This is a genomic window from Bacillus sp. BSL6, assembly GCF_052928345.1.
The window spans coordinates 502,731-526,070 of sequence record NZ_JAVGCW010000003.1 but is presented as its reverse complement, the minus strand read 5'-3'; the positions used below and the strand labels follow the sequence as shown (position 1 = coordinate 526,070).

Annotated in this window: 22 protein-coding genes, 2 pseudogenes and 2 other annotated features; of the genes and pseudogenes, 6 read left to right on the top strand and 18 right to left on the bottom strand. The window is 32.8% G+C overall.

Annotated elements, in window-relative coordinates:
* Positions 1 to 16 precede the first annotated feature (16 nt).
* Positions 17 to 646: a TetR/AcrR family transcriptional regulator gene (locus RCJ96_RS13655; RefSeq protein ID WP_270795094.1), complete on the top strand. Its 630-nt coding sequence runs from the start codon at positions 17 to 19 to the stop codon at positions 644 to 646.
* A gap of 97 nt (positions 647 to 743) precedes the next feature.
* On the opposite strand, the gene RCJ96_RS13650 is transcribed toward RCJ96_RS13655, so the two are convergent.
* From RCJ96_RS13650 to RCJ96_RS13625, 6 genes are all read right to left on the bottom strand, one after another.
* Positions 744 to 1,397, bottom strand: coding sequence for an MBL fold metallo-hydrolase (locus RCJ96_RS13650; RefSeq protein WP_270795096.1), 654 nt, complete (start codon positions 1,395 to 1,397; stop codon positions 744 to 746).
* 66 nt (positions 1,398 to 1,463) lie between these two features.
* Positions 1,464 to 1,871: a GNAT family N-acetyltransferase gene (locus RCJ96_RS13645; protein ID WP_000431730.1), complete on the bottom strand. Its 408-nt coding sequence runs from the start codon at positions 1,869 to 1,871 to the stop codon at positions 1,464 to 1,466.
* Between the two features lie 627 nt (positions 1,872 to 2,498).
* Complete coding sequence (locus RCJ96_RS13640) at positions 2,499 to 2,969, bottom strand: DMT family transporter (protein ID WP_270795171.1); 471 nt, start codon at positions 2,967 to 2,969, stop codon at positions 2,499 to 2,501.
* A 16-nt stretch (positions 2,970 to 2,985) separates the two neighbouring features.
* Complete coding sequence (locus RCJ96_RS13635; RefSeq protein WP_000431595.1) at positions 2,986 to 3,681, bottom strand: Crp/Fnr family transcriptional regulator; 696 nt, start codon at positions 3,679 to 3,681, stop codon at positions 2,986 to 2,988.
* Positions 3,682 to 3,700: 19 nt separating this feature from the next.
* Positions 3,701 to 4,126 carry a DMT family transporter gene (locus tag RCJ96_RS13630; RefSeq protein ID WP_000676025.1) on the bottom strand — a complete coding sequence of 142 codons (426 nt, stop codon included), beginning with the start codon at positions 4,124 to 4,126 and terminating at the stop codon, positions 3,701 to 3,703.
* Between the two features lie 174 nt (positions 4,127 to 4,300).
* Positions 4,301 to 4,786, bottom strand: coding sequence for a hypothetical protein (locus RCJ96_RS13625; protein ID WP_001143414.1), 486 nt, complete (start codon positions 4,784 to 4,786; stop codon positions 4,301 to 4,303).
* A 203-nt stretch (positions 4,787 to 4,989) separates the two neighbouring features.
* On the opposite strand from RCJ96_RS13625, the gene RCJ96_RS13620 reads away from it, so the two are divergent.
* Entirely contained in the window at positions 4,990 to 5,592 is a 603-nt protein-coding gene (locus tag RCJ96_RS13620) for a DUF2441 domain-containing protein (RefSeq protein ID WP_416503809.1), read from the top strand.
* Between the two features lie 33 nt (positions 5,593 to 5,625).
* Positions 5,626 to 6,567, top strand: a complete 942-nt coding sequence (locus tag RCJ96_RS13615) for a nucleoside hydrolase (RefSeq protein WP_270795172.1) — start codon at positions 5,626 to 5,628, stop codon at positions 6,565 to 6,567.
* 158 nt (positions 6,568 to 6,725) lie between these two features.
* Here RCJ96_RS13615 and RCJ96_RS13610 read toward each other — a convergent pair whose 3' ends face one another.
* Entirely contained in the window at positions 6,726 to 7,592 is an 867-nt protein-coding gene (locus RCJ96_RS13610) for an MBL fold metallo-hydrolase (protein ID WP_270795102.1), read from the bottom strand.
* Between the two features lie 104 nt (positions 7,593 to 7,696).
* On the bottom strand, positions 7,697 to 8,464 hold the full coding sequence (locus tag RCJ96_RS13605; RefSeq protein ID WP_416503808.1) for a class I SAM-dependent methyltransferase: 768 nt from the start codon (positions 8,462 to 8,464) through the stop codon (positions 7,697 to 7,699).
* Positions 8,465 to 8,618: 154 nt separating this feature from the next.
* Between RCJ96_RS13605 and RCJ96_RS13600 the strand changes: the two genes are divergently transcribed.
* Both RCJ96_RS13600 and RCJ96_RS13595 read left to right on the top strand, forming a co-directional pair.
* Entirely contained in the window at positions 8,619 to 9,356 is a 738-nt protein-coding gene (locus RCJ96_RS13600) for a ZIP family metal transporter (protein ID WP_416503807.1), read from the top strand.
* Between the two features lie 82 nt (positions 9,357 to 9,438).
* On the top strand, positions 9,439 to 11,139 hold the full coding sequence (locus RCJ96_RS13595; RefSeq protein WP_446699800.1) for a pyruvate oxidase: 1,701 nt from the start codon (positions 9,439 to 9,441) through the stop codon (positions 11,137 to 11,139).
* A 43-nt stretch (positions 11,140 to 11,182) separates the two neighbouring features.
* On the opposite strand, the gene RCJ96_RS13590 is transcribed toward RCJ96_RS13595, so the two are convergent.
* The 10 genes and pseudogenes from RCJ96_RS13590 to RCJ96_RS13545 form a co-directional block, all read right to left on the bottom strand.
* The gene (locus tag RCJ96_RS13590) at positions 11,183 to 12,187 is read right to left on the bottom strand and encodes an ABC transporter permease (RefSeq protein WP_270795107.1); all 1,005 of its coding nucleotides are present in this window, start codon (positions 12,185 to 12,187) and stop codon (positions 11,183 to 11,185) included.
* A 1-nt stretch (position 12,188) separates the two neighbouring features.
* Positions 12,189 to 13,055 carry an ABC transporter permease subunit gene (locus tag RCJ96_RS13585; RefSeq protein ID WP_270795110.1) on the bottom strand — a complete coding sequence of 289 codons (867 nt, stop codon included), beginning with the start codon at positions 13,053 to 13,055 and terminating at the stop codon, positions 12,189 to 12,191.
* A 54-nt stretch (positions 13,056 to 13,109) separates the two neighbouring features.
* Positions 13,110 to 14,381 carry an MFS transporter gene (locus RCJ96_RS13580; protein WP_270795177.1) on the bottom strand — a complete coding sequence of 424 codons (1,272 nt, stop codon included), beginning with the start codon at positions 14,379 to 14,381 and terminating at the stop codon, positions 13,110 to 13,112.
* A gap of 208 nt (positions 14,382 to 14,589) precedes the next feature.
* Positions 14,590 to 14,802: pseudogene (locus RCJ96_RS13575) on the bottom strand (alpha/beta hydrolase); the annotation flags it as partial.
* A 74-nt stretch (positions 14,803 to 14,876) separates the two neighbouring features.
* Entirely contained in the window at positions 14,877 to 16,757 is a 1,881-nt protein-coding gene (locus tag RCJ96_RS13570; protein ID WP_416503806.1) for an FtsX-like permease family protein, read from the bottom strand.
* Positions 16,758 to 16,768: 11 nt separating this feature from the next.
* Entirely contained in the window at positions 16,769 to 17,536 is a 768-nt protein-coding gene (locus tag RCJ96_RS13565) for an ABC transporter ATP-binding protein (protein ID WP_074610251.1), read from the bottom strand.
* 252 nt (positions 17,537 to 17,788) lie between these two features.
* On the bottom strand, positions 17,789 to 19,708 hold the full coding sequence (thrS, locus tag RCJ96_RS13560; protein WP_416503805.1) for a threonine--tRNA ligase: 1,920 nt from the start codon (positions 19,706 to 19,708) through the stop codon (positions 17,789 to 17,791).
* Between the two features lie 44 nt (positions 19,709 to 19,752).
* Positions 19,753 to 19,976: a binding site (T-box leader), on the bottom strand.
* A 35-nt stretch (positions 19,977 to 20,011) separates the two neighbouring features.
* Positions 20,012 to 20,235, bottom strand: a binding site (T-box leader).
* A 125-nt stretch (positions 20,236 to 20,360) separates the two neighbouring features.
* Positions 20,361 to 21,068: a 23S rRNA pseudouridine(2604) synthase RluF gene (gene rluF / locus RCJ96_RS13555; protein ID WP_001222168.1), complete on the bottom strand. Its 708-nt coding sequence runs from the start codon at positions 21,066 to 21,068 to the stop codon at positions 20,361 to 20,363.
* 185 nt (positions 21,069 to 21,253) lie between these two features.
* A pseudogene (locus RCJ96_RS13550) lies at positions 21,254 to 21,874 on the bottom strand (DUF4937 domain-containing protein).
* A gap of 205 nt (positions 21,875 to 22,079) precedes the next feature.
* On the bottom strand, positions 22,080 to 22,442 hold the full coding sequence (locus RCJ96_RS13545) for a hypothetical protein (protein ID WP_416503803.1): 363 nt from the start codon (positions 22,440 to 22,442) through the stop codon (positions 22,080 to 22,082).
* Between the two features lie 132 nt (positions 22,443 to 22,574).
* Here RCJ96_RS13545 and RCJ96_RS13540 point away from each other — a divergent pair, with 132 nt between their 5' ends.
* On the top strand, positions 22,575 to 23,150 hold the full coding sequence (locus tag RCJ96_RS13540; RefSeq protein WP_074540004.1) for a hypothetical protein: 576 nt from the start codon (positions 22,575 to 22,577) through the stop codon (positions 23,148 to 23,150).
* Positions 23,151 to 23,340 lie beyond the last annotated feature (190 nt).

Here is a 23,340-nt window from a genome sequence, read left to right as displayed (position 1 = left end):
TACATGTCAGGAGCGAATGGATTTGGAACAAAAACAACGCCCTCTCGGAAGGCCTCGTCAAAATAAAAATACAAAATCTACAAAAGAAACCATTTTAGAAGTTGCAACTCGGTTATTTCTTACTCAAAATTATCAAGTCGTTTCTATGGAGGAAGTAGCAAAAGTTTGTGGTGTTACGAAAGCAACCGTCTACTATTACTATTCAACAAAAGCAGATTTATTTACCGCTACTATGATTCAAATGATGGTACGTATACGTGAGAATATGTCGCAAATCCTTTCTACAAATAAGACTTTAAAAGAAAGATTATTGGACTTTGCTAAAGTTTACTTACATGCCACAATGGATATCGATATGAAAAATTTTATGAAAGATGCAAAACTATCTTTATCTGAAGAACAATTAAAAGAATTAAAAAAAGCTGAAGATAGCATGTATGAAGTATTAGAAAAAGCACTCGATAAAGCGATGCAACTTGGAGAAATCCAAAAAGGAAACCCTAAATTTGCCGCTCATGCATTCGTATCTTTATTATCAATTGGGAATTTTAAAGATGAAAATGACAATCCTATTCTTACAAATATAGATGAATTAGCACAAGAAATCGTTTCTTTTTATTGGAACGGATTAGGTCATTCATATTAAACAGATTTCCTTTAATAAAAAAGCATGTTTGAATTTTTTTCAAACATGCTTTTTTATAATTTAGCATCCATTATCAAAAAATTATTATCTTCGACTTTTACAAATTTTGAAGTTGAATCTTTATATTCCCCTTACTTAATCCCCCATGGTAACAAACTACAGATTCAATATCTAGATTTAAATACTTCTCCAAAGACTGCTGTGCTTCCATAATATTTAAAGTTGTTGGGGCGTGAATTCCTCCTAACTTTCCATTCACACTATACATCGAGTCTCCTGCAATAAGAGTTTTACTTTGTTTCAAATATAAACTAATATGACCAGGAGTATGCCCTGGAGTATGGAGAATTCGTATTCCACCGCAATACGGAAGTTCTTGCCCGTCAATCACTGTGTCACTCACTTTTCCTTTTGGTGGATTCTCTACATGTACATCTTTCAATAAAGGTAAATCCCCCTCAATATATCGTTTATCTAACTCGTGCGCATAAACTTTAATATCGCTTACACCATTCTCCAATACATCAGGAAGGCTACCTATATGATCTATATCCTGGTGTGTCAAAATCACAACTTTTAGCTTATCAACAGATACCCCAACTCTCTTCATCTCTACTTGTATATCTTCAAATTGTCCAGGAAAACCAGTATCTATTAAAACTGCCATTTCATCATTCCATAAAAGAATTGGGTGAATTATAAATTCTTGAAATTCAAGTTGTAACATTTCTACCCCTTTTGCAATCTCCATACAGCAATTCTCCTTTATAATGAAGTTTGAAAATATGTACGAGTAAACTGAAAATATAAAGCACCGCTATCTCATAATATGTTTTGTCATCCCAATAGAGAATGCTTCAAAACCTATAGATTCATAGTAAGATTGCAATTTTTGTACACACATAAGTTGTGGAATAACTTTGCTTTGTTCACATCGCTGAATTAACCGTCCTACTATTTCTTTTCCAATACCAATGGACTGATACTCTGGCATTACACATACACCGCAAATAACGCCCGTTATTACACCATCTGATATAATACGCCCCATTCCTACTAACTTCTTATCATCAAATGCATAAATTGCATACCAACTTTGTTTACACATTTGTTCCAATTCATTAACCGTTAATTTAAGAGAATTCCATCCTAAAGATTCGTATAAAGCTAATAATCCATTAAAATCTGTAGGATGTTCACTTGTGTAGCGTATACTATTTTCCATGTAAATACTCCTTATTCTATAGTTTGTTAATGCTCCATAAAATTCCCCTTATAAAAATTGCAATTGACGTGAAAATAACTAGAATAAACTTCAATAAGAAAAATAGAATTCCTTCTCAACATAAAATAAAAAGAAGTTATCTCACTTGAGATAACTTCTTTTATATAAGACTCTCATTATATTATTAACCAAAAATTATACAACTACATACGATAAGCACAAACACAACTAATAAACCATTTGAGAAATAACCCATAGAATACTGCCCCTTTATTAAATTATGTAAAAGATTTTATCATAAAATGATTTACAACATAATAACTGAAAAAGACATTGGGTTCATTAGTTATATATGTTTAGTAATATTTTATTTTCGGTCGTATTCTTCTTAACTTAAACCACTTCTCATCCCCCTTATACTTAAGTTTTGATAACCTCAGAACAAAACATAAGAAGACCTCAACTTATTGACATCTTCTTATTGACATCTTCTTTTCAACTACACTAATAGCTAATTCACGTTTTTTTATCGAATATATCTAAACCCTTCACTAACAGAGACATATATGAAATGCGTTCCCCACTACATAAACATCTATAATCTGATTATTAACATCCTTATAATCTTTAAATCTCATCCTCGGTTATTCTAATAGCTCTCTTATTCGAAAAGATATTTTTAAAAATTCCTACTCCAAAAATTAATAAGCCTATACCAACTAACTTATTTATTTGTAATGGGACGCTCTCCATTCCGAACAATCCAAATGTATCAATGGATAACGCCACGACCAATTGAGTAATAAGACTAATTAGCACCGTATACGCTGGACCTAAATTCTTTATTGCAATCATTATACAAATTATTAACCCGATGCCAAACAATCCACTTACATAAAACAAATAATTTGTAGTATACGCTTTAATGCTAATACTGTTTTCTGTAATGATATAAAATACAATAGAACTTATGAGACCTATTCCAAGAACACATGCAGTTGTTAACCACTGCCCTACATTTTCATTCACTTTTGTATTAAAAACAGATTGTAAGCTAATTAATACTCCAGCTAATATAGCTAAACTAAATCCACTCATCATCCTTCTCTCCCTTTTATTGCTCATATATATTATCTTTCGCGACTTCCTTCATTCTAGAAATTTCTTTAATTATAATAACTCCATTACTCTTTTCAATTAATTTTTCATTATAAAATTTTTGTAACACACGAATTACGTGTCTATAGCTTACTCCTATAAAATCCGCGATACTTGATACCGAAGTTGCATCCAAATCCTCTTTATACATATTCCCGTTACTATCAGTAGAAATAGAAAGTAAATAACTAGCTACACGTACTTCTACTGGATAAAGTAAATTAAGAGCTGTAAAACGAGTCGATATCTTTAATGTGTTCGCAATGTTTTCAAGTAGGAAGTTCATAAATATAGGATCCTGTATTAACTTGTTTCTAATTACAGCATTAGAAATGGAGATAGTTATAACATCTGAACAAGCTTCAACGACATTATGCGTCTTACTTTTTTGTATTAATTCAATATCGCCAACAACTGCCAATGGATTAATAAAACGAAGGATGAGTTTCTTTCCTTCTGGTGTAATCGTGTAAACTTTTACTTTACCTTTAACAACGAAATATAAACGATGAATTTCCTCATCTTTATCACAAATAAGTGTACCTTTTTTAAAGTGATTTACTTGCAAATAATCTATATCTATTTCCGAAAAAAACTCAAGCAATTTATAAGTTTTCAAATAATGCATAATTAATTCTGATCTATTCTCCACTTTCATTTCCTCCTTTCATTTACATATTAAATACAGCAATACCTATAATCATTACTATTGTTCCCACAATGTGATATCTCTCCATTTGTATCTTCTTTATACGAAACAGCCCTTTCATTTCAATAACAGTTGCTGTTAACAATTGAGCAACCATAAGTGTTCCAGCTGTCAATGTAACTCCCAATGAATATATCGCCATTGTTTCTGCACAAATAATGAATCCACCAAATGCACCCGCTACTAAATATACTTTTTTCACACTCTTTAATTCCGTTACTTTCTCTTCCTTCTTTAACAAAAATACAGTTGTTGCAATAATAAATCCAATTAAATGCGTTACAATACTCGTTGACCATATACCTATATGCGAACTAAGTTTTGCATTAAATGTACCTTGAAGTGTAATAAATATGCCAGCTAAAACAGCAAATATAATACCTTTCAAAAAATCATCTCCTAATCTTCTATTTCTAACTTAATTAAAAGCTATAATCCTATAAAGGCAAAAGGACAAATGTCACATCAGTTTGAAATAACTAGGGATGAACAATAAAAACACACCTCAAAAATGTGAGATGTGTTTTTGTTTTATTTATATATAATGTTTTATAAATAAAAATTACGCTACATTAACAGATTTCTTTTTCATAACAAACTTTGCAAATAAGAAACGCACAAGCGGTCCCATAATAATTAATTGCAACGGATAAGCCATAATAAAATTTTTAATAAAAATTGAAAAATATATTGAAACAAATGAGTCCCCTTGTAGCCCACCATGTAAATGCATCATAATCATTCCGAAAAATGACATAAAGAACACCATTCCGATTACCATTGCTGTCGCCATGGCAATAATAATATTTATTTTCTTTGATTTATCAAACGGTAGCATGAATACAATTTTTTTCGCACAAGGTCCAACAATACTTATTTCAATTAATAGCGCAATAATAAATCCAATTAATAGTTCTAATGCAATCTCCTTAATATGAATTGGCCCTCCTGATCCATTCATTAGTAAATTGTAAAACGTCATTACGATAACCATCCCAAGGCACATCATCATACCAAATTGGAGGTTTTCCTTTCTTGTTGTTGGCAAAATTCATCATCCTTTCTCTTTGAGTCTTTGTCATTATATCGATATTGGAAACCTCTTCGTAAGTGAACATTTTGTGAACAAATTTAAAGCGTTTTCATATATTTTCTTTACTTTCAACTCAAATTCTCGCTTTTACTTATAAAGGTTTTATATATTTCAATGTTGAATTACTAAATTTAAAAATTACTACTAGGAGGAGAACCATGAATGAAGCAAAATTTTATGCATATCACATCGTAACAAAGAGAAAAATGAATATCGGACAAATCATTCATTTTAACAAAAATCAACATAATACTCTATATCACTTCTTTTTTGAAAAGGAACAATTAAATGCTAGTGGTGAAGATGGCATGAAAATTATAAATAATCACTATAAAAATGAAGAATTACATATAAATAATGAAAATGCTCCAGTCGTTATGAATTACATGGATCAAACAATTAGAGCCATTAGAGAAACGATTGTGGAAATGGTTAGACTACAAGAATATCCTAATTATCCGTCAAGATTGTCTTGTTTATATGCTGCTAAAAGCTATGAAGATGCTTTAAAATGGAAAGCATTATTTGACTCTTACAATCGAGAAGTTTTACAAATTGTTAAACTACGAGTAATTGGAAGTTCTTTTGAAGGTGACGGTAACCTTTTACCGAAAGAAGATGGGATTCCTTTCTCTCAAAAAATAGAACAAGCTAGAGAGTATTGGAAAGGAAATAGCAAAAACGAATTACCTGAGCTATTGATTAATGGAAAAATTGAGGTAGTAGAAATAATCAATGATTTTTCCAAAATGAAAATTTAATTTCTAGTTAAATATTAGAGAATGGAGATTACAATGATGAAAAAAGTGTACTTCAATCATGATGGTGGTGTAGATGATTTAGTTTCACTATTTTTATTACTCCAAATGGATAATGTAGAACTTACAGGTGTTTCAGTTATCCCAGCAGATTGCTATTTAGAACCAGCAATGTCTGCAAGTCGAAAAATTATTGATCGCTTCGGCAAAAATACTATTGAGGTAGCAGCTTCTAATTCTCGTGGAAAAAATCCGTTTCCAAAAGACTGGCGGATGCATGCATTTTATGTAGATGCTTTACCTATTTTAAATGAGTCTGGAAAAGTTGCAACGCACGTAGCAGCAAAGCCTGCGCATCATCATTTAATTGAGACTCTTCTACAAACTGAAGAGAAAACAACTTTATTATTTACAGGTCCTCTTACCGATTTAGCCCGTGCACTATATGAAGCACCTATAATCGAAAATAAAATTAAACGTTTAGTTTGGATGGGCGGTACATTTCGTACTGCAGGCAATGTACATGAACCTGAACATGATGGAACAGCCGAATGGAATTCGTTTTGGGACCCTGAAGCAGTAGCTCGCGTATGGGAAGCAAATATAGAAATCGACTTAATAACGCTAGAAAGTACAAACCAAGTTCCCCTAACTATAGACATACGTGAACAATGGGCAAAAGAGAGAAAGTATATCGGTATTGATTTCCTTGGTCAATGTTATGCAATTGTTCCCCCTCTCGTTCACTTTGCAAAGAACTCTACCTACTATTTGTGGGATGTATTAACTGCTGCCTTTGTTGGGAAAGCTGATCTAGCAAAAGTACAAACGATCAATAGTATCGTTCATACATACGGGCCAAGCCAAGGGCGTACAGTGGAAACTGATGATGGGCGGCCGGTACATGTTGTTTATGATGTAAACCACGATCGATTTTTCGACTATATAACTCGGTTAGCAAAGAAAGTCTCTACTTAAAAGCTTATGTATATAAACAACAAAAAATGGTGTAGCTTCAAATTGTACATAGTAAAAAATAATTAGAAATTGCTTGGAACTTAATATTAAAAAGAGTATTGAATTAACTTTCAATACTCTTTTTATGTAGTCTAAAATTATTTGATTAAAGTTGTGTTTTATAGATTCACCATTTCATAACCATTGACAAAATACGTTATTATTTCTAATTCATCTTCATTTAATTCTCTATCTAGCCCTTGTTTATATGCTGCCTTTATCTTCTCTTCATCGCCTTTATGAGCTTCTGTATAAGTTCCTACTGTTTTTAGCAAATGAATTTCTTGTAAAAATTCAGCTCGATCTATTGCTTCCCCATGAGAAAGAATATAAGTTTCAGCATCGAATTTCTCCAATTCTTCTATTAATTTAAACATTCTTTTCGTCGTATAGTTCCACTTAGAAGAAAAAATATCTGCATATAGACAGTCTCCTAAAAACAATATCTTTTCTTCTTTTATATACATAACAACTGAATCATGTGCATGATCCCCGCCCACATGTTTTAACACGCAGGTCACTTCACCAAGGTCCAATTCAAGTTGATTCTCGAATGTTAAAGTTGGAGGGATAATTTTAATATTTCTCGCTTTTTCATTAAACTCTTTTTTGATACAATCCGCACAAAACTCAATTTCAATACCTTTTTTTACACGTGCATCCAATGCTTCATCTGTCCATTCATAAGAAACAAGTGTACTCATCTCTTTTTTCGTTTCAGAATGTGCAATGGACAATGCATCTTGTAGTACAGACAATCCAAAAATATGATCCCAATGCCAATGCGTTAATGCTACGAAATCAGGATGTGATACATTTTGTTCCTTTAACATTTCTAAAAACAATTGTGCATGTTCCTCTGAATTTCCTGCATCAATCATTAACGTTTTTTCTTTTCCAGCAACCATTCCCAATATAGGTCTATCTGTTTCAGAAACTGGTGTCATATACCAAAATGAGTTTCCTATTTTTTTAATTTGCTGCATAACAAATCCCTCCATTTAAAAACACTCTCTTCAATTATTATCTTTTAAAATTTTTTTCATCTAACATATTAAATACTTTACACTCATACTTTTAAACCATTCTATTATTTCTTCCGGCAAACAACTACCATTGAATAGCAATCTTCCCCTAACTCATTTCCTTCCCAATCATTATATATATGTAATAATTCAAAACCATTCGCTACTAATAATCTTTCTAACTCCTGCGGGTACGTATAACGAAGATCTATCGTTGTTTTTATTTCCTCTACTAGAGTATCCCCCTCATAAAACCTTCTTGTTGTTATGTAGTGCTGTATTTGCTGAATTGAATCGTATGTCATTTCAGTATATAAATCACATTTTCTTCCCTTTTCATCACTAATAGTTGTCCAATATTCTTCTGTAGAGGGCTGTATTAATTCTTCTTTTGAAGGAAAGCGTGTATCGAATATAAATATACCATTGTCAGCTAATACGTGATGAATAGATGTTAATAACTGATCTTGATCTGTATTCGTAAGGAAATGCTGGAATCCGTGCCCCACCATAAATGCTAACGGAATTGTTTCATTCATGCTTAATTGTAAACAGTTTTGTTGTAACCATTTTACCTTCTTACAATCCGTAGTTTTTGTCTTTGCTTCAGCAAGCATGCCTTCATGTATATCTACACCAATCATTTGATATCCATTTTCTATAAATGGAATTGTAACCCTTCCTGTACCACAGGCAAGATCTAGAATCCATTCATTTTGTATATTTAGTTTTTGTGCCCATGATAGTAAAAACGGAAAATCTGATAAACTTTTATTTTCTATATCATATCGTTTTGGATTTTCATATTCAGATAAACTCCACTTCGTTTGCAAAATTATTCCTCATTTCATATTTACACTTAAATTTAATATATAAATTATAACGAATTGTTAGTTTTTTCTCTATAATCAAACACAATTACTTGGACTAATCTAACTTTCCTTTTCGTAAGCTAAAAATAAGGTGGAAGAATCGGAGTGTGATACTATGGAACGATTATGGATTCCAATAATTGTTACGTTTTTTTCATTTGGTGGATTACTATTAGGCGGTGCTGTTGGCATTGCTACACGCCAACTAATTGAAGAAAAGATGCACCGTTTATACGCATTATGTGGAGGGATTTTGCTTGGGCTTTTATCCCTTGAAATTATTCCTGAAACATTTTTAAGCTATGAAATAATTGGTCCTATACTTGGTATAGCTATCGGCATTTTAGTTATGAGCTTATTAGATAACTATTGTCATCATCCAATGATACATAAAAAAGATCAACAAGCTTGGCAAACTTTCCTTTTCCTCTCTTTCGCTATATTTATTCATAATTTACCAAGTGGCTTTGCTTTAGGTACAGCTTTTATTAATTATGCAGACTCTGCCATTCCCTTTTTAATGGCAATCGTCATTCACCATATTCCAGAAGGATTAGCTTTAATTATCCCCTTTCTCTTTACAAAGCATAAATATATTTCCTTTTTATTAACAACTTTATTACTTTCTCTTATTCTCGGTACTGGTACAGTTTTTGGTATTTTGATGGAAGGAAAAGCTCTTCACCTGCAAGGACTCATTATGGGAAGTGCTATCGGTTCACTTGGCTATGTTACAATTCATGAAATGCTTTGGAAGGCAAAGAAACAGCTATCTTTCTTTTCATTTCTAACGTGGGCAACAGGTGGATTTTTACTAATAACAGTATTTACACTATTCACTAGTCATCATTAAAACTAAAAATATTATCAATTGTATATTTTTCCTTTTTCTCCAAAACATAATAGTATCTACCTAATTATAAGGAGGAAAAATTATGTTTGGGAAAACAGCCGGTGAAGCACTAGTTGACCTATTAATTGACTGGGGCGTAGAACACATTTACGGAATGCCTGGAGATTCTATCAATTCTATAATTGAAGCTTTAAGAAAAAAACAAGATAAAATCAAATTTATTCAAGTACGCCATGAAGAAGCTGGCGCACTAGCAGCAGCTGCCTATGCGAAATTAACAGGAAAACTTGGCGTTTGTATGGCAATTGCAGGACCTGGAGCTATTCATTTATTAAATGGTTTATATGATGCGAAACTCGATAAAGCCCCTGTTCTAGCAATTTCAGGTCAAGTAGAAACCGATTTACTCGGAACGGATTTTTTCCAAGAAGTAAATTTAGAAAGAATGTTTGATGATGTCGCAGTTTATAACCAGCGTATTATGTCAGCAGAGCAACTACCTGCCGTAGTGAATCAAGCAATTCGAATGGCTTATACGAAAAAAGGTGTATCCGTTCTTACAATTCCAGATGATGTCCCGAAATTCGAAGTAAAAAATGGTGCTCGTATTACAAATACTTCTTTTACTTTGCCTGAGTTGTTTCCACAAAAAGAAGATTTAGATGCAGCAAAACTCGCAATAAATGCAGCGACAAAACCTGTTATTTTAGCTGGTAAAGGAGCAAAACATGCGAGAGAATCTTTACTTGCATTTGCAGAACATATTGGTGCTCCAATCGTACTTACATTACCAGCTAAAGGCGTTATTCCGGATGAACACCCTCTTTGTATTGGTGGATTAGGATTAATCGGAACGAAACCTTCTTATGAAGCAATGAAGCATGCAGATACTTTAATTATGGTTGGTACTTCTTATCCTTTCACCGGTTTCTTACCTGAAAAAGCAAAAACAATTCATATCGATACTGATCCTGCCCAAATCGGGAAACGTTATGCGACAGATATTGGTTTAGCTGGTGATGCTGATAAAACATTACGATGGTTAATTGAAAATGTTGAAGAACACACAGACCATTCCTTCTTAGAACATCACCAAGACATGATGAAAAAGTGGGAAGAAAAATTACACGATCAAGAAGAAGACTCTTCCATTCCAATTAAACCACAACGCGTTATGCATGCTCTGCAGCAAGTAGCACATGATAACGCAATTCTATCAGTCGATGTCGGAAATGTAACAGTATGGACCGCAAGGCACTTCCGTATGACAAACCAGCAATTTGTCATTTCTAGCTGGCTCGCAACACTTGGTTGCGGTTTACCTGGTGCTCTTGCTGGAAAAATTGCATTCCCGGATAAACAAGTATTTGCAGTTTGTGGTGATGGCGGATTTGGAATGACGATGAATGACTTCGTAACAGCTGTAAAATATAAATTACCAATCGTTGTCGTCGTATTAAACAATAATAAAATTGCGATGATTAAATTCGAGCAAGAAGTGATGGGTAATATCGAATTCGAAACAGACTTAACGAACCCTGATTTTGCAAAATATGCAGAGGCTTGTGGAGGTATTGGATACCGTGTTGAGAATTTAGATGAACGACTTCCCGCTTTCGAAAATGCAGTAAAACAAAATAAACCGTGTATTATTGACGTAGTTGTAGATGCTAACGAAGCACCAATGCCAGCAAAAATCACATTTGGTCAAGCCGCTGGTTATACGAAGCATATGATAAAAGAATTATTTGAAGAAGGTAAGATTGATTTACCACCACTATAAACAGAAAAAGATAGCTGAAAACAAGTTGCTTTCAGCTATCTTTTTATTTTTGTCTCTCTCTATAAAAAGAAAAGTCATTCGTAGTTAGTTGTACTTGTTTCTCTGCTTGCACTTCTCTACCTTTCCGCTCTGGCCTTCTCGTATTTCCTAACTTAATCGCATCTTGCATACTATTACTAACTAGATTTCCTGCGAGAATTGTCATACTATAAAAAGCAATCGGTATAAGTACAATCCATGTATGTGTAGTTAAATGGCGGAAGTTTTGACCAATTAGGCCAGTCCATTCTTTTGTTACACTATCTGGATCCATTCCACTGAAGGTTATTGTTCCGCCAAAAAATAATTGTAACAAACCAAGATGTAAAAGAAGTAATAACGTACTTACAAATTGTTGTGCTACTAATAAAAGAAATGGTGGTAACATATGAGGCCATATATGGCGCTTCAACCTCTGCCACTTACTACCGCCGAGCACAGTGGCTGCCAACATAAATTCTTCTTTCTTAATACGTTTTACTTCTTGCGCTACATACAACATCACTGTTGGTACAGCGAGACATACAAGAACTATAATTTGAAATGCCACACGCAAATATAACGGCACAACTTCTGCTCCACTATCAAACGTTAATACTTCATTTAACATAAAATAAGAAATCATAACCATCGGTACAATACTAAAAGGATCAAAAAAGGATGAAATAACTGGAAAAGAACGTTTACCATACATACCAAGAAATAAACCAATTCCCCCTCCAACTATAACTCGTAAAATCGCTATAATTATACTTGCACCAACTGTCCATTTTGCACCTTCTATTATTAATTGAACAAGGTCACGACCTTTCACATCACTTCCAAACCAAAATTTACTTGATGGTGCAAATGGAGCTGCCTCTAGTTCCCCTTTTTCGTTATACATCATCGTGAGTTCACGAATATTCCCATCAAAAAACAACGTATATCCAATACTAACAATCATTAGTACACTCAAAAAAGTAATACCTATCCAAAATCTCACATCTCTTTTTACAACTTGCCACATGTTACACACGCTCCTTTATAACATTTTGTAAGAACGTATGTAATAAACGAAATAGTATAAAAAGCGGTACGTATAATATTACTAGACTCACCGTAAATATTTCTAATTTTGAATTTTCTTTCACAAAAACAAACATACCATATGTATTAAATATCCATTCAATAATATATAAATTGGAAAGCATAAATAAAATATTTGTTTTCGCGTAATAAATTGTCGTTAATAAAACATTTCTTGAAATATGATGTGTCAAAATATACCGTAAGCTTAACCCTTTACTCTTGGCAAACAAACTATAATCTTTCTCTAATTCTTCTTTAAACCGTAATAACAACAGTTTAATAAACAATAATGTTGTTGGTATTGTAAGACATATAATTGGTAACAAACGTATCCTTTCTTCCCCTAATCCAGCCAGTTTGATCGGCATAAATCCTGTTTTTTGAAACATAATTACGACAAGAAGTTGCGATAATAAAATAAGTAATATATCTGGTATACTCTCAAGCGTAAGAAAAATCCCGTTCCACATTTTCTGTTTCATATGAGAACGCTGTAATACCCAAACGACAAGTATATACGCTATAAGCAACGAGAATAAAAAAGCTGAAAGAAATACAATCATCGTTTCAATATAATGAATCCATATTTGCGGAAATAATTTTCTTGAGTCCCGAAATCCATATGTAATTTCACCCGGTTGAAGTAACTTTCCTCCAAGAAATACAATCGTGTTCCAAAAACCGATTAAATCAATTTGCAACCCCTTAAATAAACGCGGTAGTGCACCTAGGCAGAGTATACATAAGATTGCAGCTACTAGTTGTAAACAAGTAATCCCACACCACTTAACCATTCGCATCAACATAACAATTTCCCCTTACCATACGATAGAATATTCAGAAATAAAAAACTAAATATATCACATCTCTTTAGCTACTGCATGTACTTGCTTTTGCCCACTTGGTAGAATAGCTTGATATAAACATGTAACAAACAATAATAAACCAAATAAAATAATATACAATGTATCTGCAAGAATCCATTTTGGGAATAACATCGCTATCGCACCGAGAGATAAAAGCTGGAATCCTGTCGTTAATGGACTAAGCAAGCTTTGTACACGCCCCATGAATGACTCTTCTACAATTTCATACATCCAGCCCGATATTGCAACATTAATAAACGGTAAAAAGAAAGTCGCTAAAGCGATACATACATAAAAAGACCATACGTAATTTACAAAGTAACACATACCAAAGAAGACTCCTGAGCCTGCCATACCAAAAACTATAATAGATTTTGGTGCATATTTCTTACCTATACTCGTTGCTACTATGCTTCCAATTAGTAATGAAATACCCCCAACTACACCACCCACCATTGCTAAACTTTCATACGTTGCTGGTGCCAATTTGTATTTTAATATGTAGGTAGTAGATACGCTTAAAATACCATTTAATAAACCAAATACGATAAATCCTAAAAGTAATTTTTTTAAAGTTTCATTTTGGTATATATACTTGATCCCTTCTTTAAACTCTGTTATTAACATCTTCAAATTAACTTCTTTCCATTTTGTTTTACCATTTGGTAAACGAACTTTTTCTGGAATGGAGATTGTTTGAATCAAAATACCACTCATAATAAAAGTGAGCGTATTTACTAAAATGCTCCCGTAAATCCCAAAAGTCCAGTACACCATCGTTGCAATTCCTACACCAAACAAAGCATACAAACTATTTACCATTTGATTCATACCCGCTGCTGCACCGTATTGGTCTGATTCAACTACTCCCTGTATCATCGATTGTTCTGCTGGAGAGAAAAATTGTATACACGCATTTTCCAAAAATAAAAATATAAAGACAAGTATAATCATCCCGTAATAAAGCGAAATTAGGATTCCAATATTACAGAGCGAGCAACATATGTTACTTACTGTACATATACGTTGTCTATCAAATCGATCCACTACTGTTCCTACCAATAGAAAAAAGATTAATGCAGGTAATGCAATCATAATTTGTGTCATCGTTGCGTAAACTGGTTGTTTTCCGTATTGATCTAGCAAATAAAACATTAAAGAAATTCCAGCAATCATAGAACCGAGTCGCTCTAAAATATTTGCTAGAAAAAAGCGTGCATACACTTTGTTGCGAAATAACTGTAGCATTTCTTTCATCCTTCGTATCCTTTCTCTCGACAAAATAGTATTATTTCAGTCATTTCTTGGAAGTTACATTATATTTTTCGACCATTATCCAATCTTTTCCTTCTATATAAAGAACAATAAAAAAAACTCTTGTTATCTATACAAGAGTCTTTTTTATTTAACTTCGCTTCATGTAATGATATATCTCGCTAACTTTTTAATTCTCTATAGTTTGGATACACTTTATTTATTTTACAAATGTATCGGACATCCACTCATAAAACTTTTCCTTCTCTTCAAATTGCGGATAATGCGCGGATTTTTCAAAAGTAATAAATTCTTTTTTCTCTGCTTCAATCGTATCAAAATATGCTTTTGCCGCATGAAATGAAGTATTATAGTCATATTTCCCCATAAGGAAATAAAACGGTAACTTCAGTTTCTTCACCTTAGTAGGTAGTAGAAAAACTTAATCACATGTATTACAAATATAGAAAAAAGCCCTTGTTTTCAAACAAGGACTCTTTTCATAAACTATTTAGCTACTTCTTCTTTCGGCATTACCATTCCTTTATACAATTGAACTGTTATCCAGTAATAGATGAAATAAATGACTAAGAAAATCCCAATTGGCACCCACACTTTTACAAACGGGTCAACTAATATGAAGCTAAATAAGTTTAGCCCTACTAACACGTGGGAAATTCCAATAATTGCTGGGAAGATAAATAAATATGAAATTTCTTTATATATACTTTTCGTTAACATACTACGTCTCACACCAATTTTTCGTAACATTTCATAACGTCGTACGTCACGAGAAGCACCTGTTAATATTTTGAACATTAGTGAACTTGCCATCATTGCTAAAAATGCAATTCCGAGGAAAAATCCCATAAACATCGTTCCACTCATGAAGCTGTTCATAAATTGATAAATTGTCATTTTCGTAAATAAGTCTACTTTTGTACCTGTTGTTTTTTCAATTTGTTCTTTTTGTCTCTTATCTATTTCGATCAACAACGGTTTATACTTTTTCATATCATCTACTTTTGCTAATATTACAGTGTGTTCTGTTCCTTGAATTCCTTTATAATGTGCTTCATCTGCAATTCTTACAGGTTTTCCGTTAAATTGATTATGTGTAATTTGTATTTCTCTTACAATTGCATCTTCCCAATCTCTCGGCATACGAGGGAATTTTGCTAATTCAGGAGCCTCTAAAGCAGAATATACAGGTTCCGTTAAAGGTTCAGTCACACGTTTACGAACAGGCTCTTTTAAAGTTTTTGTATCAAAGTGGTCTGAAACAAGTGGCGGTTTCGCAGTTAAATCGTTACGTAAGTAATAAACCGCTTCTCCATCTACTTTATACTTGTACTTGCTTTCTTCCACAATTTCCATTTCTTTTAATGCAGCTGTATCTTCTTCATTTGGATCATGAATTACGACATCATACACACGTGAGAAGTCTGTCATAATACCTACATTTTTTTGGAACGCCATACCTGCTGTCATCGCACCTGCTCCTAATGCAATTAACATTGCTACAGTACCTAATACTCTCGATAAACTATTTACTCGAAAGCGTAGCTGTGCATATGTAAAACTATTTAAGCCCGTTTCATTTCGCTTTTTATTCCCTTTAATTTTCATCACAAAAAATGGGAGCAATGAACTAAAGATAAAATATGTTCCAAGCGTTGTAACGATTGTCGCTATTATAAAACCAAATTCAGCATATATTTTTACGTTAATCATAAAATAGTACCCTGTACTTACTAGTAATACACCAAGTACAGTCATTATAATAATGCGAGTTTTACTTTTCTTCACTTCATCTAGTGTTTCATCTTCACGTATTAATTCTAATTCTGTTTTACGTAATAAACGGATGCTATTCATTAAACCAGTAATAAAAAATAGTACTAAAAAGAAAATAGCTGTAACTATGATTGCTGGTGTATATACAGATGAATAACTACCCTTTGCTGAAATTTCCATACCATTCATTAAAAAGTTTCCTGCTACACTTGCTAGTAACATCCCTACTAAAATCCCGATAATAATACTAACAATACCCATACCGAATGTTTCAATAAATAATAATTGTGCTACTTTTTTCTTTTTCGCACCAAGCATCATGTACATACCGAGTTCTTTTCTTCTTAATGTGAGTAAGAAAGAATTGGCATATATAATATAAAATACAGTAATGAAAGATAATAGTATTGCACCTACCCAAAATACGAGTCTAATACTACTAATGAGACTATTATCTTTCGTAAATTCACTATTCATCGCCATCGTTTGGAACATGTAGAAAATACTAATGCTAATAACGAGACCGATAAGTAAAACCATATAATCTTTTAACATCTTTTTCATACTATGACGTGATAATTTGAATAACATAGTCTCGCCCCCTACTTAGACTCAGCAGCTGAGCCCATATGAGCGAGCACACCTAAAATGTCTTGATAGAAACTTTCTCGCGTTCCTTGACGCTTTAATTCTTTATATAAAAGACCATCTTGAATAAATAAAATACGTTCACAATAACTGGCACTAAATGCATCGTGTGTCACCATCAAAATACTTACATTGTGATTTTCATGTAAATCTTGCATCGCTTCTAATAAGCTTTTTGCATTTTTACTATCAAGCGCTCCTGTCGGTTCATCTGCTAATACGATTGCTGGATTATGTACTAAAGCTCGTGCTGCCGCTGTTCTTTGCTTTTGCCCACCAGAAACAGCAGTTGGATATTTTGTTAAAATTTCAGTAATCCCTAATTTCTTCGCAACTTCGTCCACCTTTCCAGTAATTTCACTTGAAGGTACGCCTTGCAGAGAAAGTGGTAAAGCGATATTTTCATAAATTGATAAGTTTTCAAGTAAGTTAAAATCTTGAAAGATGAATCCTAATTTTTGAGATCGAAAATCTGACAATGCATTCCCCTTCATAGAAGTAATATTTGTACCAGCTATTGTCACACTTCCACCTGTCGCTTGATCCAATGTACTAATCACATTAAGTAAAGTCGTTTTTCCAGACCCAGAAGGACCCATAATCCCGACGAATTCCCCTTCTTTAATATTTAATGATACGCCCCTTAATGCTTTTGACTGATTCTCATTTCTTTTCCCATACGTTTTTTCTACACTTTCTACAGTAACTACATTTGTTGACATCTCTTTCACTCCATCCCTTTTGTATAAATTTAATTTCTCACACATTTCTTATCTTTTTCTCATGTAAATTCTTAAGAATTTTTTAATTCTTCAAACTAAAAAGGTTATACAGATAACATGAACCTATTTCCTACTTCATATTCTCATCTTTCTACAACTCGTTCCTTCGATTTCGCTTACATTTACCTTACATTTTTGTAAGGGAAAAAAGAAAACACACCATTATGAATTGGTGTGTTTTCTCTTTAAACTCTATTTCCGATTATTTATTTCCTCTTTCATACTTTCCACAAATCCATTTAGTTCAACAACTTCTGATTTTTCTTCCCCATATTTACGTACATTTACAGCTCCGTTCTCCATTTCCTTATCCCCAATAACAAGTACATAAGGAATTTTTTGCATTTGTGCTTCTCTAATTTTATATCCTAATTTTTCATCTCGTACATCTCGTTCGACACGAACACCAGCTTGTGCTAATTTATCCGCAACCTCATCTGCGTATTGTACATGGACTGCATTCGAAACTGGAATGACCTTCACTTGAACTGGCGCTACCCATGCCGGGAATGCGCCTCCAAAGTGCTCAATTAATATCGCTAAGAAACGATCTAAAGATCCTAATACTGCCCTGTGAATGACAACTGGTCTTTTCTTTTCATTCTTCTCATCTATATAATTTAAATCAAACTTCTCTGGCATTTGGAAATCTAGCTGGATTGTCCCACACTGATGACTTCTATTTAAAGCATCTTTAATATGGAAGTCAATTTTCGGCCCGTAAAATGCACCGTCACCTTCATTTAGTCTATATTTATAATTTAATGATTGTAATACGTTTTCTAATGACGCTTCTGCTTGCTCCCATAACTTATCATCACCCATTGAATCTTCTGGACGAGTAGAAAGTTCTACTTCATATTCAAATCCAAAAGTTTTATATACATAATCGATTTGCGCCATTACAGATTTGATTTCATCTTCAATTTGTTCTGGAGTTACAAATAAATGTGCATCATCTTGGCAAAAAGTACGAACTCTTAATAATCCATTTAATGCACCGCTAAATTCATGTCGATGCACTTGACCGAACTCACACATACGGATTGGCAATTCGCGATAAGAGTGTAATTTATTTTTGAACATTAACATATGCCCTGGGCAGTTCATCGGTTTTAATGCAAAACTTTTATTATCCACTTCTGAGAAATACATATTATCTTTATAATGTCCCCAGTGCCCTGATCTTTCCCATACTTCTTGGTTCATCATGAATGGAGTGCGTACTTCTTGATAATTATATTCTTTTTGAATTTCTCTTAAAAAAGCTTCTAATTCATTACGAATAATTTGGCCTTTCGGTAAATAAAACGGCATTCCCGGAGCCTCTTCAGAAAACATAAATAACTCCAGTTCATTGCCTAACTTACGATGGTTTCTTTTGGCTGCTTCTTCAACGAAATGTAAATACTCTTCTAATTCTTTCTGGGAAGAGAATGCAACACCATATATACGCTGAAGCACTTGATTATTACTATCTCCTCGCCAATATGCACCGGAAACGTGAGTTAATTGAAATGCTTTCAAATAACCTGTAGATGGTAAATGTGGCCCTCTACATAAATCTACAAATTCACCTTGCTTATATAGTGTTACACTTTCCTCATCAGGAATTGCTTCTAAAAGTTCTAATTTCAAACGATCATTCATTTCTTGAAATAGTTTTGCTGCTTCTTCTCGAGAAACCTCAACTCGTTCTATTTTTAAATTTTCTTTTATAATATTTTTCATTTCTATTTCGATTTTTTGTAAGTCTTCTACGTTTACACTACTTGGCAGATCCATATCATAATAAAATCCATTTTCAATAACAGGCCCTACACCAAGGTTTACATTACCATAAATTCTTTTTATAGCTTGCGCTAAAATATGTGCCGCAGAGTGCCTTGCAATTTCTACACCTTCATCTGAATCTAAAGTAATGATTTCTACTTCCGCATTTTCCTCAATATTACGGCGCAAATCATATAACCCATCATTTACTTTCCCCGCGACTGCTTTCTTTTTTAAACTATTGCTAATGGATCCCGCAATTTCTTCTAAAGTAATTCCTTTTACAAATTCTTTCACACTACCATCTGAAAATTTAATTTCAATCATTTGTTCTTTCATTTTTCATCTCTCCATTTCATAATAAAAAGCACACTCATCCCTAAAATAGGGACGGGCGTGCTTTTACCCGTGGTTCCACCCAGATTCCCATCATAAAAAACATAATGGCTTCATTTACGGTAACGTCGTTTACACGGCACTAGATACTTCATTTCCCCAGTGCAGCTCTAAGGTGGTAAGTTATTTTTCTGCGTTAGGAAGTTCTCAGCTTTCCTTCCTTCTCTGTATAACCGGGGAAAATAACTCGTGTCCTTTTCTTCGCTTATTATGAAATTGAATGCAAAAAAGCATATTCATCCCTAAAATAGGGACGAATATGCTTATATCCGTGGTTCCACCCAGATTCCCATCACAAAAAACATAATGGCTTCTTTTGCGATAACGTCGCTTACACGGCACTAGATACTTCGTTTCCCTAGTGCAGCTCTAAGGTGGTAAGTTATTTTTCTGCGTTAGGAAGTTCTCAGCTTTCCTTCCTTCTCTGTATAACCGGGGAAAATAACTCGTGTCCTTTTCTTTGCTTTTTTTAAATACATCCATTAATTGTTATTTACTATATCTTATTCATTTTATTTTTGCAAGTGTTTGGAAAAGATTTTTTATTTAATAAAAAAAGAAACCAAAAAATGTTTTTGGTTTCTCCTTCTCAATTTTACCACTCTTGTGGTTCGTAATTTAAGTCTGCAAATAGACGTCGTTTCTCTTTCTTCGTTAAATCTCTCCACTGTCCAACAGGTAAATTATTCAATTCAATATTCATAATTCTCGTACGTTTTAACGTGTATACTTGATAACCTAAAGCTTCACACATACGACGAATTTGGCGATTCAACCCTTGTGTTAAAATAATTTTGAACTCATATTTTGATAACTGTGTGATCTCACAAGGAAGTGTTTTTGTACCTAGAATTTTAACACCCGCTGCCATTTTTTCTAAGAAATCAGGTGTAATTGGCTTATCTACTGAAACGATATATTCTTTCTCATGTTTGTTTTCAGCACGTAAAATTTCATTAACAATATCACCATCATTCGTTAACAAAATTAAACCATCTGAGTCTTTATCAAGACGTCCAATATGGCTAATTCGTAAAGGGTGATTCACTAAATCGATAATATTACCTTTTACTGATTTTTCACTTGTACATGTAATACCTACTGGTTTATTTAAAGCGATATATACGTGATCTCGAGCAATGCGAAGTTGCTCTCCATTTACGCGTACATCATCACCTGGATTCACTTGGTCACCAATTTTTGCAACCTTACCGTTAATAATTACTCTTCTCTCATTAATTAATTTATCTGCTCCACGTCGAGACGCTTTTCCAGCTTCACTAATAAATTTATTGATACGCAAATTAGGCACATCCTTTTCTAAAAAAATTTCAAGCTCACACTGCTTCTACCGTACAATACAAAAGGGTAAGCCTCCTATTATAACTTAAATATATTAACATGAAAGGGCATATAACGTCTTCTATTAATTACTTATTTATAAGAAAATATCTTTATTATACATTCATTTATGCACTTTTTCCGTGCTTAATATACAAGCCATTCTTCCTTACATACAGCTTGTTTTCCTCTTATATCTTCTATATCTTCATGAATATTAGCTAGTTTATACAACTCGGGGAAATTTTCTTCTACATAATGCTGATGCGCTTTTTCATCTTTCCAATAAGTTAACACGATGTAACGGTTTTCATTTTTTAAAGACTTCCCAACTACTCCACCTAGCATGCCTTTTATATTTTCCATTCCTTTATTCCAAATTGTTTCTTGTTTATGTAAAAATTGCTTTTCTTTTTCTTCCTTTACATCACATACAGCCGCCCTTACGAAGGATCCTTCTGTGACAACGTCTTTCAAAGACGCTTCTGCTATATCATACAATGTTTGAAATAATTCGATTTCACATGAAAGAAACGTATCCTCTTAATTACTATTTACATAAATGGTATCGTGAGCACCATTCATAAATGATTGATATGTATTTCTATCTTCCCATAAAGTAAATACACATGCCTCATTTTCATTCCATCCACCAAATTGTCCATAAAAACCATCTAGGTGCTGTATATCACGCCATTTTTCTTGTGCCATTGAAAATAACTCTTTTTTCTCTTCTTCTACTTTACAATAGATTGTTTTTAGTAGCATTTTTAATTTCCCCTTTAGCATATAATTTATCTTCTTCTCACAATAATTAGTTCACATAATATTTTTATAATCACCCTAATACTCTTTATAGATATATAAAACTAATCATATTTAGCACTACATCTATCAAAACATCTATCGAATTTAATTTCAAATAATTCAGAATGCAAAAAAAGATGTAACTCTTAATGAATTACATTTTTAGCTAATCTCCCTTATTCATCTTTTTCTCAAATAAATAATACGTAATTTCTCCCGGATAATATAATACAGTTACCTTCCGCTCCCCTTTTTTAAAGCTAACAGTATGCCCGTTTTCACCTAAGTTCTCCCATCCACTTACCTTTGTAATAGGCATTACACTTATATATTTATAATCCTCTTCCTTATCATCGTTAATATGTATTGCTGACATTGGTACTGGAAAATCTTTAATTTTAGATTCTTTATTCATAAATATGAATGCAATTAAACCAACTAATAACATCGCCATTGAAATATTTGAAACTAGTTTTCTTCTATTCATTTCCACTAAAAATCCTCTTTTCTTACATATTACTTTCATCATTTTACTAACTTTAATTATTTACGTATATAAAATATATATATTATATACTTTCTAACCTATTTTCTCTACTTTAAACAACATTATTGTTATATATTATAATTATAAATTTTTAAATTTTGGAGGCGTTACATATTGCAAAAATTACTTTTTACTAAATGGACAGTTGTTATTTCTATTTTCATCATTTTCGGTACAATTTTCTACGTTACTAATGTTAAAAATAACAAAGAAAAAGCACCTGTAGAAACAACGGATACAAAAACTTTCAAAACGAAATTACAGCCTAAAATTAATGAATTGACTACTAATTATAATGATATCATCGAAAAAGATTGGTTGCCTGCCTGGGAAGAGATTAACACGAACGGTGATTCAGTAGACAGAGATAAACTATTAGTTACAATGAATGCTGTTTCAAAACAATATGAAAACATTATGAATGAAATAGACATTTTGAAAATTAAAGAAGATATATCAGAAGTACAAATACAAGAACAACTTCTTTATTTCACAACTGAATTTAAGGCTGCTTCTAAATTTATGAAAAACGCGGCAGATTTAATTATAGACGGAGCCACTAACTCTACTCCAAACAGTGCAACAATTGAAAATACGAAACATGCTTTAGGGCTTGCAGATCAACATATTGTCATCGCTTTATCTACTTTAACTGAAGTTGAAGAGAAATTAGGACTTTCGAAAAAATAGAATTCTTTACTATTTTAAAATAAAAAATGATTGCATTTCATTAATTGTATATCTATAATGTTTTTATTGATTCTATACACATTCAATGCGTATAGGTTATTAATTTTATAATTCGGATGAACCATTCAGGAGAAGGTCTATTGATCTACCGACGGGGCAAAAAGTTGTTAACCGACTTTGAAACTCTCAG

Coding starts and splice junctions, on each gene's coding strand:
- RCJ96_RS13645 (WP_000431730.1), bottom strand. CDS start 1,871: ATGGAAAATAGTATACGCTACACAAGTGAACATCCTACAGATTTTAAT.
- RCJ96_RS13610 (WP_270795102.1), bottom strand. CDS start 7,592: ATGCAGCAAATTAAAAAAATAGGAAACTCATTTTGGTATATGACACCA.
- RCJ96_RS13640 (WP_270795171.1), bottom strand. CDS start 2,969: ATGAGTGGATTTAGTTTAGCTATATTAGCTGGAGTATTAATTAGCTTA.
- thrS (WP_416503805.1), bottom strand. CDS start 19,708: ATGAAAGAACAAATGATTGAAATTAAATTTTCAGATGGTAGTGTGAAA.
- RCJ96_RS13595 (WP_446699800.1), top strand. CDS start 9,439: ATGTTTGGGAAAACAGCCGGTGAAGCACTAGTTGACCTATTAATTGAC.
- RCJ96_RS13620 (WP_416503809.1), top strand. CDS start 4,990: ATGAATGAAGCAAAATTTTATGCATATCACATCGTAACAAAGAGAAAA.
- RCJ96_RS13655 (WP_270795094.1), top strand. CDS start 17: ATGGATTTGGAACAAAAACAACGCCCTCTCGGAAGGCCTCGTCAAAAT.
- RCJ96_RS13600 (WP_416503807.1), top strand. CDS start 8,619: ATGGAACGATTATGGATTCCAATAATTGTTACGTTTTTTTCATTTGGT.
- RCJ96_RS13585 (WP_270795110.1), bottom strand. CDS start 13,055: ATGTTGATGCGAATGGTTAAGTGGTGTGGGATTACTTGTTTACAACTA.
- RCJ96_RS13570 (WP_416503806.1), bottom strand. CDS start 16,757: ATGTTATTCAAATTATCACGTCATAGTATGAAAAAGATGTTAAAAGAT.
- RCJ96_RS13545 (WP_416503803.1), bottom strand. CDS start 22,442: ATGATGAAAGTAATATGTAAGAAAAGAGGATTTTTAGTGGAAATGAAT.
- RCJ96_RS13590 (WP_270795107.1), bottom strand. CDS start 12,187: ATGTGGCAAGTTGTAAAAAGAGATGTGAGATTTTGGATAGGTATTACT.
- RCJ96_RS13650 (WP_270795096.1), bottom strand. CDS start 1,397: ATGGAGATTGCAAAAGGGGTAGAAATGTTACAACTTGAATTTCAAGAA.
- RCJ96_RS13615 (WP_270795172.1), top strand. CDS start 5,626: ATGATGAAAAAAGTGTACTTCAATCATGATGGTGGTGTAGATGATTTA.
- RCJ96_RS13565 (WP_074610251.1), bottom strand. CDS start 17,536: ATGTCAACAAATGTAGTTACTGTAGAAAGTGTAGAAAAAACGTATGGG.